The following is a 16,797-nucleotide window of genomic DNA, read 5'->3' as shown; positions in this document are numbered from 1 at the left end:
GGCACGATGGGGCGTTTGCGTGCGATGCGGCACCGGATAACGAACAGGCCATGGCTCGAAGAACGGGAACGACAGGTGCCGAAACGGCGCAGAAACTGACGGAATCAGCGCTGACGCTGTTCGCGCGCGATGGATATGCGGCGGTGTCAATGCGGGCCATCGCCGCCAAGACGGGAATTCAGGCCGGGGCGATCTACAATCATTTTGCCACCAAGCAGGACATTCTCAAGCATCTCCTGACGGCGCATATGGAGGCGCTGCTGGCCGCCTGGGAGGCGGAACCGGAGGCCGGGACGCAGGCGCCTCGGGCCGCGCTGGAAGCCTTCGTCCGGTTCCATGTGCGCTATCATCTTGACCGGCACCGCGAGATCTACATCTCGTATATGGAACTGCGCAATCTCGATGATGGGAATTTCAGCGAGATCCGCCGGATGCGGCGCGCCTATGAGGCGATCCCGCGCGCCATCATCGACCGCGGCGTGGCCGATGGATCGTTCTCGGTGCTCGATCCGCAGGTGACGACCATGGCGATCATTGCCACGTTGAACGGCATGTCCATCTGGTACAAGAAGGAAGGGCGCCTGTCGCTCGACGCCATCGAGGATTTGCACATCGCGCTGGTGACGCGCATGGTCGGCGCGACGAAAGGAACTGCTGATGTTTGACACGGGAATGAATTTCGGACTTGGCGAGGATGTCGACGCGCTGCGCGAGACGGTGTCGAAATTTGCCCGCGAGAAGATCGCGCCGCTGGCGGCCGAAATCGACCGGTCGAACCAGTTTCCCGCCGCGCTGTGGCAGGAAATGGGTGCGCTTGGCCTGCTCGGGATGACCGCTGACCCCGAGCATGGCGGCACCGGCATGAGCTATCTCGCGCATTGCGTGGCGATGGAGGAAATCTCGCGCGCCTCGGCCTCTGTCGGCCTGTCCTACGGCGCGCATTCCAACCTTTGCGTCAATCAGATCAACCGCTGGGGCACCGGCGAGCAGAAAGAGCGCTATCTGCCGAAACTGTGCTCGGGCGAGAATGTCGGCGCGCTGGCGATGAGCGAACCGGGGGCGGGATCGGACGTGGTATCGATGCGGCTCAGGGCGAAAAAGCACAATGACCGCTATGTGCTGAACGGCAACAAGATGTGGATCACCAACGGGCCGGACGCCGACACGCTGGTGGTTTATGCCAAGACCGATCCGGATGCCAAGTCGCACGGCATCACCGCTTTCCTGATCGAGAAGGAGATGGCCGGGTTTTCGACCGGGCAGAAGCTCGACAAGCTCGGCATGCGCGGATCCAACACCTGCGAATTGATCTTCGAGAATTGCGAGGTGCCGTTCGAGAACGTGCTCGGCGCGGAAGGGCAGGGGGTGGAGATCCTGATGTCCGGGCTCGATTACGAGCGGGTGGTGCTGTCGGGCGGGCCGCTGGGCATCATGGCGGCCGCACTCGATGTGGTCGTCCCCTATGTGCACGAACGCAAGCAGTTCGACCGGCCGATCGGTGATTTCCAGTTGATGCAGGGCAAGCTGGCCGACATGTATACGACGATGAACGCCTGCCGCGCCTATGTCTATGCCGTGGCGGCGGCGTGCGATCGCGGTGAGACGACGCGCAAGGATGCCGCCGGCTGCATTCTCTATGCGGCGGAGAAGGCCACTCTGGTGGCACTGGAAGCGATCCAGGCGCTCGGCGGCAACGGGTATGTCAATGATTTTGCCACCGGACGGCTGCTGCGCGATGCCAAGCTTTACGAAATCGGTGCGGGCACCTCGGAGATCCGGCGCATGCTGATCGGCCGGGAGATCATGGTGGAAACCCGATGACCGGGGTGGTCGAGGGCGGCGAAATGTTCGGCGCGGCGACCGTGTGGCTGGAAACGCTGGCCGGCGCCATCGATCTTCTGTCCATTGCCGTCCTGTTGATCGGTGCTTTGCGCTTCGTCCTCGGCGTGATCCGCGGCGAAGCGTCACGCGATGGCGAGCGGCGCCTCTCGATCATGAATACGGCGCGGCGCGAGCTTGGCAGCTATATTCTTGCCGGGCTGGAATTGCTCATCGTCTCCGATGTCATCCATACGGCGATCACGCTCGAACTCGACGGGCTGATTTTCCTCGGGGGGCTTGTCTTGATCCGGTCGGTGATCAGTTTTTTCCTGGAACGGGAAATCGAATCCCTGTCGAAAGCAGGGGCGCCGGAACGCTAGATGCGCTGCGGCGGGCCCTGCGAGAGAAAAGGATGACTGCTTATGCCCCTGAATGACATCCAGAAGAAGCTGATGGCCGACAATGCCGATCGCTTCAGCGGTCTGAAGGCGTTGTTCATCAACACAACGCTGAAGCCGCGCAGCCAGGCCGCCTCGCACACGGAAGATCTGATGCGCGATTCCATGGCGCTGATGGAGGGGTGCGGGGTCGAGGTCAGCTATCTGCGCGCTGCCGATCATCAGATTGCCTTCGGCGTGCAGCCGGATATGCGCGAACTAGGCGCCAAGGTCGATGACTGGCCGGACCAGTTCTGGCCGAAGGTGGATGCCGCGGACATTCTGGTGATCGGCACGCCAATCTGGCTCGGCGAGGAAAGTTCGCTGTGCCGGGTGATCATCGAGCGTCTGTATGCCCATTCCGGCCAGACCAATGCAGAGGGGCAGTATGTCTTTTACGGCAAGACAGGCGGCGCAATGGTGACCGGCAATGAAGACGGCATCAAGCATGTGTCGATGACCATCCTCTACGCCCTGCAGCATATCGGGTATGTCATTCCGCCGCAGGCCGATTGCGGCTGGATCGGCGAGGCCGGTCCGGGGCCGTCCTATGGCGATGAGGGCGAAGATGGCAAGCATGCCGGCTATGACAGCACATTCACCCGCAAGAACCTGACCTTCATGTCCTTCAACCTGATGCACATGGCGCAGATGCTGCGCAGCAATGGCGGCATTCCGGCAGTCGGCAACAGTGGCAAGGAATGGCAGTGACGGACGCGCAGCATCGATCCGGGAGCCGTAAATTGTACCTTTGGCTGCCGCGGGAGCGGGCGCAGGCATGAGCGTCATCGCATCAAAGATTTCGACCAGCTCGGAGGCGTTTCGCGCCAATGCGGCGCAGATGCAGGCGCTGGTTGCCGAGATCGGCGCAGTGGCCGAGACAACGGCACGCGGGGGCGGCGAGGCGGCGCGGCAACGCCATCTCGAGCGGGGCAAATTGCTGCCGCGCGAACGGGTGCGTGTGCTGCTTGACGCGGACTCACCGTTTCTGGAGATCGGCGCCTTCGCGGCGCATGATCTGTATGGCGGCGAGATCGCGGCGGCCGGGGTGATTGCCGGGATCGGCCGGGTGATGGGCCGTGATGTCATGGTGGTGTGCAATGACGCCACGGTGAAGGGCGGCACCTATTACCCCATGACCGTGAAGAAGCACCTGCGCGCCCAGGAGATCGCCGAGGCCAATCATTTGCCATGCGTGTACCTGGTTGATTCCGGGGGCGCCAATCTGCCCAACCAGGATGAGGTGTTTCCCGATCGCGATCATTTCGGACGCATCTTCTTCAACCAGGCCAATATGAGCGCCAAGGGCATCGCGCAGATCGCCGTGGTGATGGGATCGTGCACGGCAGGCGGCGCCTATGTGCCGGCGATGAGCGACGAGACGATCATCGTGCGCAACCAGGGCACGATCTTTCTTGCCGGCCCGCCGCTGGTCAAGGCGGCCACCGGCGAAGTGGTCAGCGCCGAGGATCTCGGCGGCGGCGATGTGCACACGCGACTGTCGGGCGTGGCCGACCATCTTGCCGAGGACGATGCGCATGCGCTCGAGCTGGCGCGGCGGGCGGTGGGCAATCTCAACGGGCCGGGCCGGGCCGGGCTCGCAACGATCGACTGGCTGGCGGCAGAAGAGCCGCTCTACGATCCGGCGGAAATCGCCGGCATCGTGCCGCAGGATCTGCGTCAGCCCTATGACATCCGCGAGGTGATTGCGCGTCTGGTCGATGGCTCGCGCTTCGACGAGTTCAAGGCGCGCTATGGCACGAGCATCGTCTGCGGGTTCGCGCATGTGATGGGCATGCCCGTCGGGCTGATCGCCAATAATGGCGTGCTGTTTTCCGAGAGCGCGGTGAAGGCGGCGCATTTCGTGGAATTGTGCTCGCAACGGAAAATTCCGCTGGTGTTTCTGCAAAACATCACCGGCTTCATGGTCGGGCAGAAATATGAAGCCGGCGGCATCGCCAAGGATGGCGCCAAGCTGGTGACGGCGGTGGCAACGACCAGCGTGCCGAAGATCACGATGATCGTCGGCGGCTCGTTCGGGGCCGGCAATTACGGCATGTGTGGCCGCGCCTTTTCGCCGCGCTTCCTGTGGACCTGGCCGAATTCCCGTATCTCGGTGATGGGCGGCGAGCAGGCGGCCGGGGTGCTGGCCAGCGTCAAGCGCGATGCCATCGAGCGCAAGGGCGGATCGTGGTCGGCGAAGGAAGAGGCCGAATTCAAGCAGCCGACCATCGAGATGTTCGAGCGGCAGGCGCATCCACTCTATGCCTCGGCGCGGCTGTGGGATGATGGCATTGTCAATCCGATGAAAAGCCGCGAGGTGCTGGCCTTGAGCCTGGCGGCAGCCCTCAATGCCCCGATCGGCGAGACCAAGTTCGGCGTGTTCAGAATGTAGTACTGGGTTGCCGGCTATTAGGTGCCGGCAAGGGAAGACATCATGATCAGCAAGATTCTCATTGCCAATCGCGGCGAGATTGCCTGCCGCATCATGCGCACGGCGCGCAGGATGGGGATTGCGACAGTGGCGGTCTATTCCGACGCCGATTGCGCGGCGCTGCATGTGCGCATGGCCGACGAAGCGGTGCGCATCGGTCCGGCGCCGGCGGCGCAGAGCTATCTGGACATGGCGTCGGTTCTCAGGGCTGCCAAGGCATCGGGGGCGGATGCCATCCATCCGGGTTATGGCTTTCTCTCGGAGAACCCCGCCTTTGTCGAGGCGGTGGAGGCGGAAGGGCTGACCTTCATCGGTCCTTCGGCCGCCGCGATCCGCGCCATGGGTTTAAAGGATGCCGCCAAGCAGCTGATGGAAAAGGCAAAGGTGCCGGTGGTGCCGGGCTATCATGGCGATGCGCAGGAGCTGGTGGTGCTGGCCGGCAAGGCCAACGAGATCGGGTTTCCGGTGCTGATCAAGGCGCGCGCAGGCGGCGGCGGCAAGGGCATGCGCAAGGTCGAGGAGCCGGGCGCGTTCGCGGCGGCCCTGTCGTCGGCAAAACGCGAGGCGAAGGCATCTTTCGGCGACGAGCGGGTGCTGGTGGAGAAATATGTCGCCACGCCGCGCCATATCGAGATCCAGGTGTTCGGCGACAGCCATGGCAATGTCGTGCATCTGTTCGAACGCGACTGCTCGGCGCAGCGCCGGCATCAGAAGGTGATCGAGGAAGCACCGGCGCCGGGCATGACCGAGGAGATGCGCGCCGCCATGGGCGATGCCGCCGTGGCGGCCGCCAAGGCGATCGACTATCGCGGTGCCGGGACGGTGGAATTCATCGTCGATGCCTCGGAGGGGCTCAGGCCGGACCGTTTCTGGTTCATGGAAATGAACACGCGGCTGCAGGTCGAGCATCCGGTCACCGAACTGATCACCGGCGTTGATCTGGTCGAGTGGCAGATCCGCGTTGCGCGTGGCGAGCGGCTGCCGCTCGCGCAGGATGAATTGGCGATCAACGGTCATGCGGTCGAGGCGCGGATCTATGCCGAGGACGCGGCGCGCGGATTTCTGCCGGCGACCGGGACGATCGGCCACCTTTCCTTCGGCAGCGGCATGCGCGTTGACAGCGGTGTGGTTGCGGGAGATGCGATCACGCCGTTCTACGATCCGATGATCGCCAAGGGCATCGTGCATGCGCCGAGCCGATCTGAAGCGCTTGACGGGCTGGCGGGGGCACTGGCGCGCACCGAGATTGCCGGCACGGTGACCAATCTGAGTTTTCTCATCCGTCTGTTGCGGCAGGACGATTTTGCCTGCGCGCAGCTCGATACCGGACTGATCGACCGGCACCTGGCTGCCCTGACCGACGAGAAGGCGACACCGCCGGGCTTGCTGGCGATGATGGCGCTGGCGGCCTCCGGAATGGTTCCGACCGATGCAGCGGAGGATGCTCCGACGGCAGACATCGGCCCGTGGGCCCACTGGGTAGCGCCACGGCGCACGGTGCGGCTCGAACGGGGCGGCGAGATCTGTGCCTATGTGGTCTGCCGGCCCGGCGCCAGCCAGTGGACAGTGAGCGGCGAGGGGCTTGCGGATGGCATCACCCTGTCGCAGCTCGAGATCGGCGACAACGGGCAGAGCTGGAGCGCGGTCATCGATGGTGTGCGCCGGCGCATGCGGATCATTCGCCTTGCGGGCAGCGTGACCGGTTTTGCCGAGGGCGCCAGCCACGAGCGGATGCTGCCGAAAGCCGTGCGCAGCGATCTCGCGGCCGCCGGCGGCGATCAGATCACGGCTCCGATGCCGGGCGTGGTCAAGCAGGTACTGGCAAGCGCCGGCCAGGCAGTGGTTGCGGACGAGCCGCTGGTGATCATGGAAGCGATGAAAATGGAGATGACACTCACGGCACCGCGCGACGGGGAGATCGCGGAGGTTCTCGTCTCGGCCGATGACCAGGTCAGCGACGGCGCGGTTCTGATCATGCTCACCGGCGCGGCCGATGCGGGGTGACCGGCCGTGGTCATGGCAATGGTCAGGGCAATGGTCATGGCGAAGCTGGCGGTATTGAACGTCGTTCTTTCGTGCTAGGGGTCCACCCCTGAGGACGAGGAGCAAAGGAGTGACGGAATGGCGCAAACCCCGCGCATGGTGCTGGATTACTGGTTCGAGACGCTGACGCCGAAGGACTGGTTCATGAAAAACGAAGCGGTCGATCAGGACATCCGTGACAAATTTCTCGACCTGCATCTTGCCTTGTCGCGCGAGGTTTCCGCCGAATGGCGCGCCGATGCCGATGCGAGGCTGGCGCTGATCCTCGTCTTCGACCAGTTTCCGCGCAATCTTTTCCGCGACAGTCCGCACGCCTTCGCCACGGATGGACTGGCGCTGAAAGAGGCGCGCGTTGCGGTGGCGACCGGGCTCGACCAATCCGTCGATGCCAACCGCCGCGCATTTTTCTACATGCCGTTCGAACATTCGGAGCGAATCGAAGATCAGAAGCGTTCGGTCGAACTGTTCGAGGCGCTCGGCAATGAAAATTATCTCAGCTATGCGAAAAGCCACTATGAAGTGATCGACACGCATGGCCGCTTTCCGCATCGCAATGCGATATTGGGGCGTGAAAACACGCCGGCGGAAGAGGACTATCTGGCGCAACCGGGTGCAGGATTTTAAGTTCGATGCCACCGCGCGTTCGCCGCAGCGGCACATCCTGATGGATCTTGTCCGGCGGCATCCGGGGCTTTCCCGGCCGGAACAGCAAGACGGACGGTAACAATGGTTTTCAGTTTCGCGCGCCGGCTGGCCGGATTTCTTCTGCTTTTCGCACTGTTGCAATTGCCTGGCCTTGCGATCGCGCAGGACGCAGTCACGGCAAGCGACCAGCCGCCCGCTGTGGCGGCCGCCGAAACGGCGCTGGCACGGTCCGAGACGCGTCTTTCGACCTTGAGCGAGGCGGTCGAGGACGATGCTGTGGATGAGGCGCAGCTGGTCGAACTGAAAGTCGAACTTGATGATCTGGCGCAGCAGATGCTGGAGATTGGCGTCAGCCTTCGGCCTGTCCTTTCCGAGATCAAGGCGCGTTCAACAGTCCTCGGCGACCCGCCGGCGGAAGGCGCGCCGGCGGAAGCGCCCGAGACCGTTGCAGCACGCGAAGCGCTCGCCAAGGAGCGCGCCCAGATCAATGCGCTGACCGGGCGGGCAGAAGCGGTGTCGATACGCGCCAACCGTCTGGGCGACATGATCAACGAGCGGCGCAAGGCTCTGTTCGCCGATACCCTGACGCAGCGCACGCCGATCAATGGCGCGTTGTTCGACCAGGCGGCATCGGCCCTGTCGAGCGAAATGCGCAGCTTCAAGAGCATTGTTGGCAGCTGGGTCAGCTTTGTCTGGACATTCAAGTTCGAAGCCCTGATGGCTTCGGTGTTCTTGTCGCTGCTGACCGGGCTCTTCATCAGCATGGTGGGGTCGCGGTTTATCGGGCGGTTCATCAACCGTGATCCGGCGAATGAGGCGCCGAGCTACCTGCAGCGCCTGACGGTTGCCTTCTGGTCGGCCATCCTGCCCACGGCTGCCGTTGCGGCGGCGTTTCTCGCGGTCCTTGCCCTGATGAGCGCCTTCTCGGTGCTGCGCGACGACATCACGGCTTTGCTGTCGGCGTTTTCCGCGGCCATCATCGGCCTGGTGCTGATCGCGCGTGTTGCCAAGGGCATCCTGGCGCCACGCAAGCCGAATTGGCGTCTGATCCGGTTCACGAACCGCGGCGCGCGCCGCATCTATCACCTCATCCTGGCGATGACGCTCATCAATGCAGCGGACTTTCTGCTCGGCAAGATCAGCAGCATTCTCGGGTCTCCGGTGATCGTCACCGTCGTCAACAGCCTGGTGGCGACCATCCTGATCGGCCTCATTCTGGTGGGCGCATCGCGGGTCAAGCCGATGGTCGGCGCGGCCGGCGATATCACCGCACCCGGTCACGCATGGCCGCGATGGGTGCAGGTCGCCCTGACCGTATCCGGCGTCGGCATGGTGGTGCTGTCGCTCGGCGGTTATGTCGGTCTTTCGAAGTTCATTTCCGAACAGATCCTTTTGACCGGCACGATCCTGGCGCTGATCTATATCGGCTTCCAGTCCGGCCATGCGGTGATGGAGCCGGGCAATTTCGCGCAAACCCGGCTGGGGGCGAAAATAAGCCGCCGCTTCAATCCGAGCGCTGTGCGCATGGATCAGATCGGTCTGGCGGCGGGTCTTGTCATCGATGTGCTGGTGCTGATCATCGGGATACCACTGATCCTGCTGCAGTGGGGTTTTCGCATTCAGGACATTCAGCTGCTGCTCTACAGAGCCGTCACCAATATCCAGATCGGCGGTATCTCGATCTCGCTGTCGGGCATCCTGATCGGACTTGTCCTGTTCATCGGCCTGGTGGTCGTGACACGGCTGTTCCAGCGCTGGCTGGACAGCACGGTGATGGCGCGCAGCCAGATGGATCCGGGCGTGCGCAATTCGATCCGGACCAGCATCGGCTATCTCGGTGTGGTGATTGCGGCCCTGTTTGGCGTGCTTGCCGCCGGCATCGACCTGTCCAGTCTGGCGATTGTCGCCGGTGCCCTGTCGCTCGGCATCGGCTTCGGGTTGCAGAATATCGTCTCGAATTTCGTCTCCGGACTGATCCTGCTGGCCGAGCGTCCGTTCAAGGCCGGCGACTGGGTGCAGACTGGCTCGACGGAAGGGTTCGTCAAGCGTATCTCGGTGCGCGCCACGGAGATCGAGACCTTCGAGAAACAGTCGATCATCGTGCCGAATTCGGAGCTGATCAACGGCACCGTGGGCAACTGGAACCACCGCAACAGCCTTGGTCGCGCCGATGTGATGGTGGGCGCCGGCTATGATGCCGATCCGGAGGAGGTATTGCGCATCCTCGAAGAAATTGCTCTGGCGCATCCGCTGGTTCTGCGCAATCCGCCGCCGGTGGTGCATTTTGTCGATTTCGGCGCCTCTTCGCTCGATTTTGTGGTCAAGGTGTTTCTTGCGGACGTGCTGTCGCAGATGGCGGTCAAGAACGATCTGCGCGTGGCGATCTACAAGCGGTTCAAGGCCGAGGGCATCGAAATCCCGTTCCCCAAGAGCGACGTCAATTTCACGCTCAAGAACGTCCCGGACGAGTTGCTGCAGCAATTGGCGAAATCTGCCGGCGCCACGGGTGCAAAGGACAGCGACGAGCAGGACGGGCCGGATGCGGCCAAGAGCTCAGGAGGTCAGCCGCGGCGCGATGCGCCGGAGGATGGCGAGGCGGATTCGTGATGCTGCGCGTCGGTCTCGTTCAGTCTGCATTCAGTTTGCCGGTGCTAGGCCTTGCTGCGACACCAAGCCAGTCCGGTCGGCGGTGAAAGGACCAGTTATGATCAGGGTATTGCTTTCTCTCATGGTTCTCGCCGTCTCCGGCGGCGGGGCGTTCGCGGCGACCTTTACCAACAAGGACAGCGAGACGCAGGTGATCGTGGTCACCGAGGACGGCACGCCACGCGAAGTGACGATCGATGCCGGCCAGAGCGTCGACATCTGCCCGGCGGGCTGTTTCGTCACCATGCCGTTGGGAGATCGCGAGACCTTTCTCGGCAGCGAGAGCGTCGACATTCTCGGCGGTGTCGCCGTCATCGACTGAGCTTCGCGTATCGCCAGTGCTTCGACCATCGCTTGGCCGCTCTCTCCTGGCCGGGCGGTGGCATTTGCCGGCCCGTCGTAACCCGGCGGGCCGTTTTTTGTCTGCTGATCACAATAGACCTTGCCCGGCGCCGCCATTGTGGCGCGCGGCCGTGTCGCGCTCTTTCAGCGTCATGTCGCAAACAGGCGGCAGGGGCCTGTCATGGCGATGCATAGTTTGCGGTAAGGTGCGCGTGGCGGCAATCGCCGGCGATGGGTGATGCGGGACGAAGATATGGCGGAGATGCGGAGCGAAGCGCGGGCAGTGGTGATCGGCGGCGGTGTCGTCGGCGTTTCCACCCTGTTTCATCTGGCCCGCAAAGGCTGGACGGATTGCATGCTGATCGAGCGCAAGGACCTGACATCCGGCTCGACCTGGCATGCCGCCGGGCTTCTGCCGCTGTTCAACATGAGCTACTCGGTCGGGCAGATCCACAAATATTCCGTGCAGCTCTACCGCCAGCTGGAGGCGGAAACCGGACAGAATGTCGGTTTTTCCCAGGTCAGCAATATTCGCCTGGCGCGCACCCAGGACCGCTGGGACGAGTACATGTATTACGCCGGCGTCGCCGAAACACTCGGCATCACCGTCAACATCCTGACGCCCGAGCAGGTCAAGGAAATCTGGCCCCTGTGCGAGACGGAGGGTCTGATCGGCGCCATTCAGCATCCTGAGGATGGCTATATTCAGCCGGCGGATCTGACCCAGGCCCTGGCCAGGGGCGCCCGCGCGCTGGGCGCCGCCATTCACTTGAAGACGGCTGTCACGGCGATCAGCCAGCGCGATGACGGCAAGTGGCTGGTGTCAACCGACAAGGGCGATGTGGTGGCCGATCACGTTGTTTCGGCGACGGGAAATTTCGCGCGGCAGACCGGCCGGATGGTGGGTCTCGACGTGCCGGTAATCCCGGTCGAACACCAGTATATCGTCACCGAACCGCATCCGGCGATCGTGGCGCGCAAGGCGCAGGGCCTGCCGGAGATGGGGGTGCTGCGCGAGAGCGATTCCTCGTGGTACATGCGCGAGGAGAATGGCGGGCTGCTGCTCGGGCCTTACGAGCATGGTGCTCCATGCTGCTATGTCGACGGACCGTCCGAAGACAGTGAATACGAACTGTTCCAGGAAGACATGGAACGGCTGATGCCGCATGTCGAAACGGCCATGGCCCGGGTCCCGGCCTTCGGCGAGGTGGGCATCAAGAAGATCTACAACGGCGCGATTGCCTACACGCCCGATGGCTCGCCGATCATCGGGCCGGCGCCGGGGCTGAAGAATTTCTGGCTCAATGAGGGGCATTCCTTCGGGATCACGGCGGCCGGCGGGGCCGGCTGGCAGCTGGCCGAGTGGATTGTCGAGGGCGAGCCGACAATCGACATGATGGGCGTCGATCCGCGCCGCTTCGGGCCGTATGCCACGGAGGGCTATCTGCGCGAGAAGAACGAGGAGGCCTATGCCAACGTCTTCACCGTGCACTATCCCGACGAGGAGCGTTCAGCCGGTCGACCCTTGAAAACGGCGCCGTGCTATGGCCGCATGAAGGATCTCGGAGCCGTGTTCGGCTCTGTGTATGGCTGGGAGCGGCCGAACTGGTTCGCGCCGGCCGGCTATCAGGTGCCGGTTGCCGAGCTGGGTGTGGGGGCTGACGTGTTGACGCGGCACAATCACGCGCCGCCGCTTGAGGATGGCCGCATTGTCGAGCGCTGGTCGTTCCGCCGCTCGAACCATTTCGAGCATGTCGGCAACGAGGTGCGCAACGTTCACGACAATGTCGGATTGCTCGACATGAGCGCCTTTGCCAAATGCTGGATTGATGGGCCGGGCGCTGAAAACTGGCTCGAAGGGATTTTTGCCAACCGCCTGCCGCAGAAGGTCGGCCGCATCGGCCTGTGTCACCTTCTGACCCCGCATGGCGGGGTGCGTTCGGAATTCACCGTCTACCGCCAGCCGAGCGGATTTTATCTCGTCTCGGCGGGCGCGTATGAAGCGCATGACCACGATGTGCTGAAGAAGCTGCTGCCGGCTGACGGATCGGTGCGCATGAACGCGATCACGGCGCAATGGGGCGTATTGGTGCTGGCCGGGCCACGGGCCCGCGATGTCCTGCAAAAGGTGACGCGGTCGGCGCTCGACAACAAGAGCTTTCCCTGGCTTTCGGGCCAGAAAATCTCGGTCGGACGCACGACGGCGCATGCCCTGCGGGTGAATTTCGTCGGAGAACTGGGCTGGGAGTTGCACCATCCGATCGAGCAGCAGACCGTTTTGTTCGATACGCTGATGCAGGCCGGCGCCGAGTTCGGGATCAAGCCGTTCGGCATCCGCGCCATGACAACGATGGCGATCGAGAAGAGCTATCGGCTGATCCCGCGCGAACTTTCGATCGAGTACAATGCGTTCGAATCCGGTCTCGACCGTTTCGTCAAGCTCGACAAGGGCGACTTCATCGGGCGCAACGCGCTGCTGGCGGCGCGCGAGAAGGGATTGAACTGGAATTTCGTGACCCTTGAGGTCGGCGAGGTCAGCGACGCCGATCCACGTGGCAACGAGCCAATCTACGATGGCGAAGGGCAACTGGTCGGCCGGGCAACACATGGCGCTTATGGTTTTCGCACCGGAAAATCCCTGGCTCTGGCCATGGTCAGGCCGCAGTTCGCCGCGCTCGGCACGCGTCTGACCATCCGCATTCTCGGAAAGAACCACCCTGCCGAGATCATCGCCGAAAGCCCGTTCGATGCGGAAAACACGGCGCTGCGCAGCTGAGGGACCGGAACTTCGGTCTGGCCGATATTGCAGCCGCGCAGGACGTGCTATCGTAGGTGCCATGAACTGGTTCTGGTATCTGGCGTGCCGACTGATCAAGCCGGGGGTGGTGCTGGCCGCCGCCCTGGTGCCGGTACCGATGGCAGCAGCCGAGGACCCAGCCGAGCCGGTGGATGTGGCATTGGTGCTGGCCGTCGATGTGTCGCGGTCAATGTCGAACGAGGAGCTGCGGTTGCAGCGCCAGGGCTATGCCGAGGCAATCCGCTCGCCGGAGGTGCTGGCGGCAGTGCGCCAGGGCGCCCATCAGCGCATTGCGATCGCCATGTTTGCCTGGGCAGCGGATTTCAGCCAGCAGGAAATCTTCTCCTGGCGTGTGCTCGAAACGCGCGAGGATGCAGAGAGCCTGGCTGATCTGATCCTCGCTTCTGCAAGTATCCCGCGCAGCCGGACCTCGATTTCCGGCGCGCTCCAGCATGGCGTGATGCTGCTCGAAGCCTCGCCCCACCCGGCGTTGCGCAAGGTGATTGATGTATCCGGCGACGGGCCGAACAATCAGGGCGATCCGGTGCTTTCAGCGCGGCAGGCGGCGCTTGACCGCGGTATCGTCATCAATGGCCTGCCGCTGATGACGCGCGGCGGCCCCTATACCAGTTTCGACATTGCAAATCTCGATGCCTATTATCATGACTGCGTGATTGGCGGTCCGGGCAGTTTTCTGGTGCCGGTGACCAGTTGGACGCAGTTTCCGGTGGCCGTGCGGCGCAAGCTGGTTCAGGAGATCGGCGGGACAAGCCCCGGGAAGCGGCCGGTTCAGCTGGCGCGCGACGATGGCGATGGTGTTGATTGCGAGCTGGGTGAGAAGCGCTGGCAGCAACGGCAATGGATGTTTGACGGCCAGTAGACCGAGGCCCGTTCGGCATTGACGCAAGTAACCCCCAAAACTTTGTGGGAAAAGCAAGTTAACTTCGTCGCGCCAGTCCATGGTATTTCTTGGATATTTTCAACTTTAGTTGTGTATACTTGCCAGACGGCGTGCGAATTATGAAAATTTAAACGTCTGCCCCATAATTTTTGACCTGCGAAAATTCACTTTGACAGGGGGGCGGCGACCGTGATGGCACGACGAACAAAACGCAAAGAAAAGCCAAGTCGGCGAGCTTCCGGCGTCGACATTGTCCTGGTGGACCGGTGTGACAGCAGCGCTGCATTTCTGGCTTACCGCCTGGGACGGGAGCGAGGCGTTTCGGTTTCGCACTGTGCCGATGCAGAGGGGCTCGCGGCCGTATTGTCGGACGAAGCAAAACGCTACGTCCTGGCTGTGGTTGATCTCGACCAGCCCCGCGTCGCTGTCGAAGAAGTATGCGGACTGTTGTCAGCGCATGGGTTGCCGACACTTTTCGTCGCCGATGCCATCCGTAAGGAGATGCGCGATTTCCTCGCCTGTCAGGCGCTCGCCGGAATTGTCGAGAAGGCCGGATCCTACGCGTGTGAAGACGTGTTTTCAGCCATTCTCCGTCTTCTCGACAATCGTGAGGTCGGCATCCTGCTCGTTGGAGAGAAATCAGCGGCGTGTAGCCGGCTGGCCATCCGCCTCGGCCACCAGATGCATCCCATCGCGACGGCGGAAAGCGCATCCGAAGCCATGGCGCATCTGGACGCCGACGCGCGCATCGGCGTGATGGTCCTCGATCTCGCCCATAGCGAGGACGGCGGTGCGGCCTTGCTGGGGCAGATCCGCGAGCGCTCCAAATTGCAAACCTTGCGCATAATCGGCCTTGGGGCTGCCGGGACGAAGGATCAGGCGATAGCCGGGTTGAAGGCGGGTGCCGACGAGGTCATCGTCGAGCCATTCACGCCGGAGGAATTTGACCTGCGGCTTAACCGCCATGTGCGGACGGCACAGCAGACGCGTTGCCTGCGCGACCTGGCAGAGCGCGATTTTCTCACCGGTCTGTACAATCGCCGGCATTTCTTCGATGAGGGGCCGCGCCGGGTGGCCGCCGCACATGCGGCAGTTCCGCCAATTCCCCTGGCGCTGGCCCTGATCGATCTCGATCACTTCAAACGGCTGAATGACAGCTATGGGCATGATCTGGGCGATCAGGTGCTGCGCGAAGTGGCATCGCGCCTGAAGCAACAGGCCGGCACCACCCACCTCGTGGCCCGCCTCGGCGGCGAGGAATTCGGCATGCTCCTTTCCGGTCTTCCGCTGCAGGAGGCGCGGACATTTTGCGACGCGATCTGCCAAAGCTTTGCGGAAATCCCCATCGCCACCGAGTGCGGCGCCCTGACGGTGACGGTGTCGATCGGTCTGGCGAAGATTGACGGCGTGGCGATGTTCGACCGGAATCTCAACGCCGCCGACCGGTTGCTGTATATCGCCAAACACCAGGGACGAAGCCAGGTCATCTGCGAAGGCGAAGACGACAGTTGCACCGCGGTTGCCTGAGGTTGAGGAGCGTAGCCCTTGGCGTCAGAAGGCCTATGCGGCGGACAGCAATTGCTTGCGGCTGGCCCGTTCCTGCTGCGGTGAGCGATGGTAGAGTTCGCGGTAGCACTTGGAAAAATGCGAGGCGGAAACAAAGCCGCAGGCCACCGCCACCTCGACCACCGGAAGTGAAGACTGCAGCAGCAGATGGCGCGCCCGGTCCAGTCGTATCTCGAGATAGTAGCGGGCCGGCGAGCGCCCCATTTCCTGCCGGAACAGCCGCTCGATCTGTCGCCGTGACAGGCCGACCTGTGCGGCGATGTCAATCAGCGAAACCGGCTCGGCCAGGTTGGCTTCCATCGCCTCGATAATCGCCAGGACCTTGGTATTCTGGATGCCCAGGCGGGCACGCAGCGGCCGGCGCTGGCGGTCCTGCGAATTGCGGACGCGATCGGTCAGGGCCATCTCGCAAATACGATTGACGAGGCTGGCATCATGGTGTTCGCCGATCAGATGCAGCATCATGTCGAGGGCCGCGGTGCCGCCGGCGCAGGTGTAGATGTCACCATCAATCTCGTAGAGATCGGCAAAGGCTTCGGCGAGCGGGAAGCGCTCGGAAAAGCCGGGGATGTTTTCCCAGTGAATGGCGCAGCGGCGGTTGGCCAGCAAGCCGGCGAGGGCGAGAATATGCGCGCCGGTGCACAGCCCGCCGATGGCGACGCCGCGCTTGTGCTCCTCGCGCAGCCAGCCGAGAACAGATTTGATGTCGTAGGTCTCGACATTGATGCCGGAGCAGACCAGCACCATGTCCGGCCGCGCCGCGCCCGACAGTTTCTGCCGTTCATCGGCGAGCGAGCCGTCAACGGCGATTGCGACACTGTTGGAGGCCTGCACCGGCTGCCCGTCGACGGAAGCCAGGCGCCAGGTGTAAAATTCCTCGCCGAGCATGCGGTTGGCCAGCCGCAGCGGCTCAATGGCCATAGAAAAGGCGATCATCGAAAACTCGGGGACGAGAAAGAACACGAATGACGAGCGTTTGACACTTCGAGCCGAAAACATGGCGCACCCTGCAAAAACCGGTGGAGTCGGGACGTCGCAATCAGGACATAGATCATCGCCGTTGTCACCGCTTTTCTCGCTGCGCCGGCGAGGGCGCGGCCAAAAACCTGCCGCTGCGGAAGAATGCTGCCGAAGCAAGGCGGCGGGCCGGAATGGCGCCGCCGCC

Annotated in this window: 13 protein-coding genes; 12 read left to right on the top strand and 1 reads right to left on the bottom strand. The window is 63.0% G+C overall.

Annotated elements, in window-relative coordinates:
* Positions 1-50 precede the first annotated feature (50 nt).
* The 12 genes from KY465_RS00695 to KY465_RS00640 all read left to right on the top strand — a co-directional run bounded on the left by KY465_RS00695 (position 51) and on the right by KY465_RS00640 (position 15,593).
* Complete coding sequence (locus tag KY465_RS00695; RefSeq protein WP_219157374.1) at positions 51-665, top strand: TetR/AcrR family transcriptional regulator; 615 nt, start codon at positions 51-53, stop codon at positions 663-665.
* Positions 658-1,821 carry an isovaleryl-CoA dehydrogenase gene (locus tag KY465_RS00690; RefSeq protein WP_219157371.1) on the top strand — a complete coding sequence of 388 codons (1,164 nt, stop codon included), beginning with the start codon at positions 658-660 and terminating at the stop codon, positions 1,819-1,821. The genes KY465_RS00695 and KY465_RS00690 overlap by 8 nt, the downstream gene beginning before the upstream one ends.
* Positions 1,818-2,201, top strand: a complete 384-nt coding sequence (locus tag KY465_RS00685) for a DUF1622 domain-containing protein (protein ID WP_219157369.1) — start codon at positions 1,818-1,820, stop codon at positions 2,199-2,201. The genes KY465_RS00690 and KY465_RS00685 overlap by 4 nt, the downstream gene beginning before the upstream one ends.
* 42 nt (positions 2,202-2,243) lie before the next feature.
* A complete protein-coding gene (locus KY465_RS00680) occupies positions 2,244-2,969 on the top strand; it encodes a flavodoxin family protein (RefSeq protein WP_219157367.1) in 726 nt (241 codons plus the stop codon).
* Between the two features lie 67 nt (positions 2,970-3,036).
* Entirely contained in the window at positions 3,037-4,653 is a 1,617-nt protein-coding gene (locus KY465_RS00675; RefSeq protein WP_219157364.1) for a carboxyl transferase domain-containing protein, read from the top strand.
* Positions 4,654-4,695: 42 nt separating this feature from the next.
* Positions 4,696-6,696: an acetyl/propionyl/methylcrotonyl-CoA carboxylase subunit alpha gene (locus tag KY465_RS00670; RefSeq protein WP_219157361.1), complete on the top strand. Its 2,001-nt coding sequence runs from the start codon at positions 4,696-4,698 to the stop codon at positions 6,694-6,696.
* 117 nt (positions 6,697-6,813) lie between these two features.
* Positions 6,814-7,359 carry a DUF924 family protein gene (locus KY465_RS00665; RefSeq protein ID WP_219157357.1) on the top strand — a complete coding sequence of 182 codons (546 nt, stop codon included), beginning with the start codon at positions 6,814-6,816 and terminating at the stop codon, positions 7,357-7,359.
* A gap of 102 nt (positions 7,360-7,461) precedes the next feature.
* Complete coding sequence (locus KY465_RS00660) at positions 7,462-9,987, top strand: mechanosensitive ion channel family protein (protein ID WP_219157354.1); 2,526 nt, start codon at positions 7,462-7,464, stop codon at positions 9,985-9,987.
* 97 nt (positions 9,988-10,084) lie between these two features.
* Positions 10,085-10,348 carry a hypothetical protein gene (locus KY465_RS00655; RefSeq protein ID WP_219157351.1) on the top strand — a complete coding sequence of 88 codons (264 nt, stop codon included), beginning with the start codon at positions 10,085-10,087 and terminating at the stop codon, positions 10,346-10,348.
* Between the two features lie 282 nt (positions 10,349-10,630).
* Positions 10,631-13,144 carry a GcvT family protein gene (locus KY465_RS00650; protein ID WP_219200701.1) on the top strand — a complete coding sequence of 838 codons (2,514 nt, stop codon included), beginning with the start codon at positions 10,631-10,633 and terminating at the stop codon, positions 13,142-13,144.
* Positions 13,145-13,205: 61 nt separating this feature from the next.
* Positions 13,206-14,045 carry a DUF1194 domain-containing protein gene (locus KY465_RS00645; protein ID WP_219157348.1) on the top strand — a complete coding sequence of 280 codons (840 nt, stop codon included), beginning with the start codon at positions 13,206-13,208 and terminating at the stop codon, positions 14,043-14,045.
* Between the two features lie 213 nt (positions 14,046-14,258).
* Positions 14,259-15,593 (top strand): GGDEF domain-containing protein, encoded by a 1,335-nt coding sequence (locus KY465_RS00640; protein WP_219157345.1) that lies wholly within the window; start codon positions 14,259-14,261, stop codon positions 15,591-15,593.
* A 33-nt stretch (positions 15,594-15,626) separates the two neighbouring features.
* On the opposite strand, the gene KY465_RS00635 is transcribed toward KY465_RS00640, so the two are convergent.
* Positions 15,627-16,631 (bottom strand): GlxA family transcriptional regulator, encoded by a 1,005-nt coding sequence (locus KY465_RS00635; RefSeq protein ID WP_219157342.1) that lies wholly within the window; start codon positions 16,629-16,631, stop codon positions 15,627-15,629.
* Positions 16,632-16,797 lie beyond the last annotated feature (166 nt).

Source organism: Neohoeflea coraliihabitans, from assembly GCF_019334345.1.
GTDB lineage: Bacteria > Pseudomonadota > Alphaproteobacteria > Rhizobiales > Rhizobiaceae > Pseudohoeflea > Pseudohoeflea coraliihabitans.
Note: the sequence above shows the minus strand (reverse complement) of the source record. Positions and strands in the feature narration are given on the sequence as shown.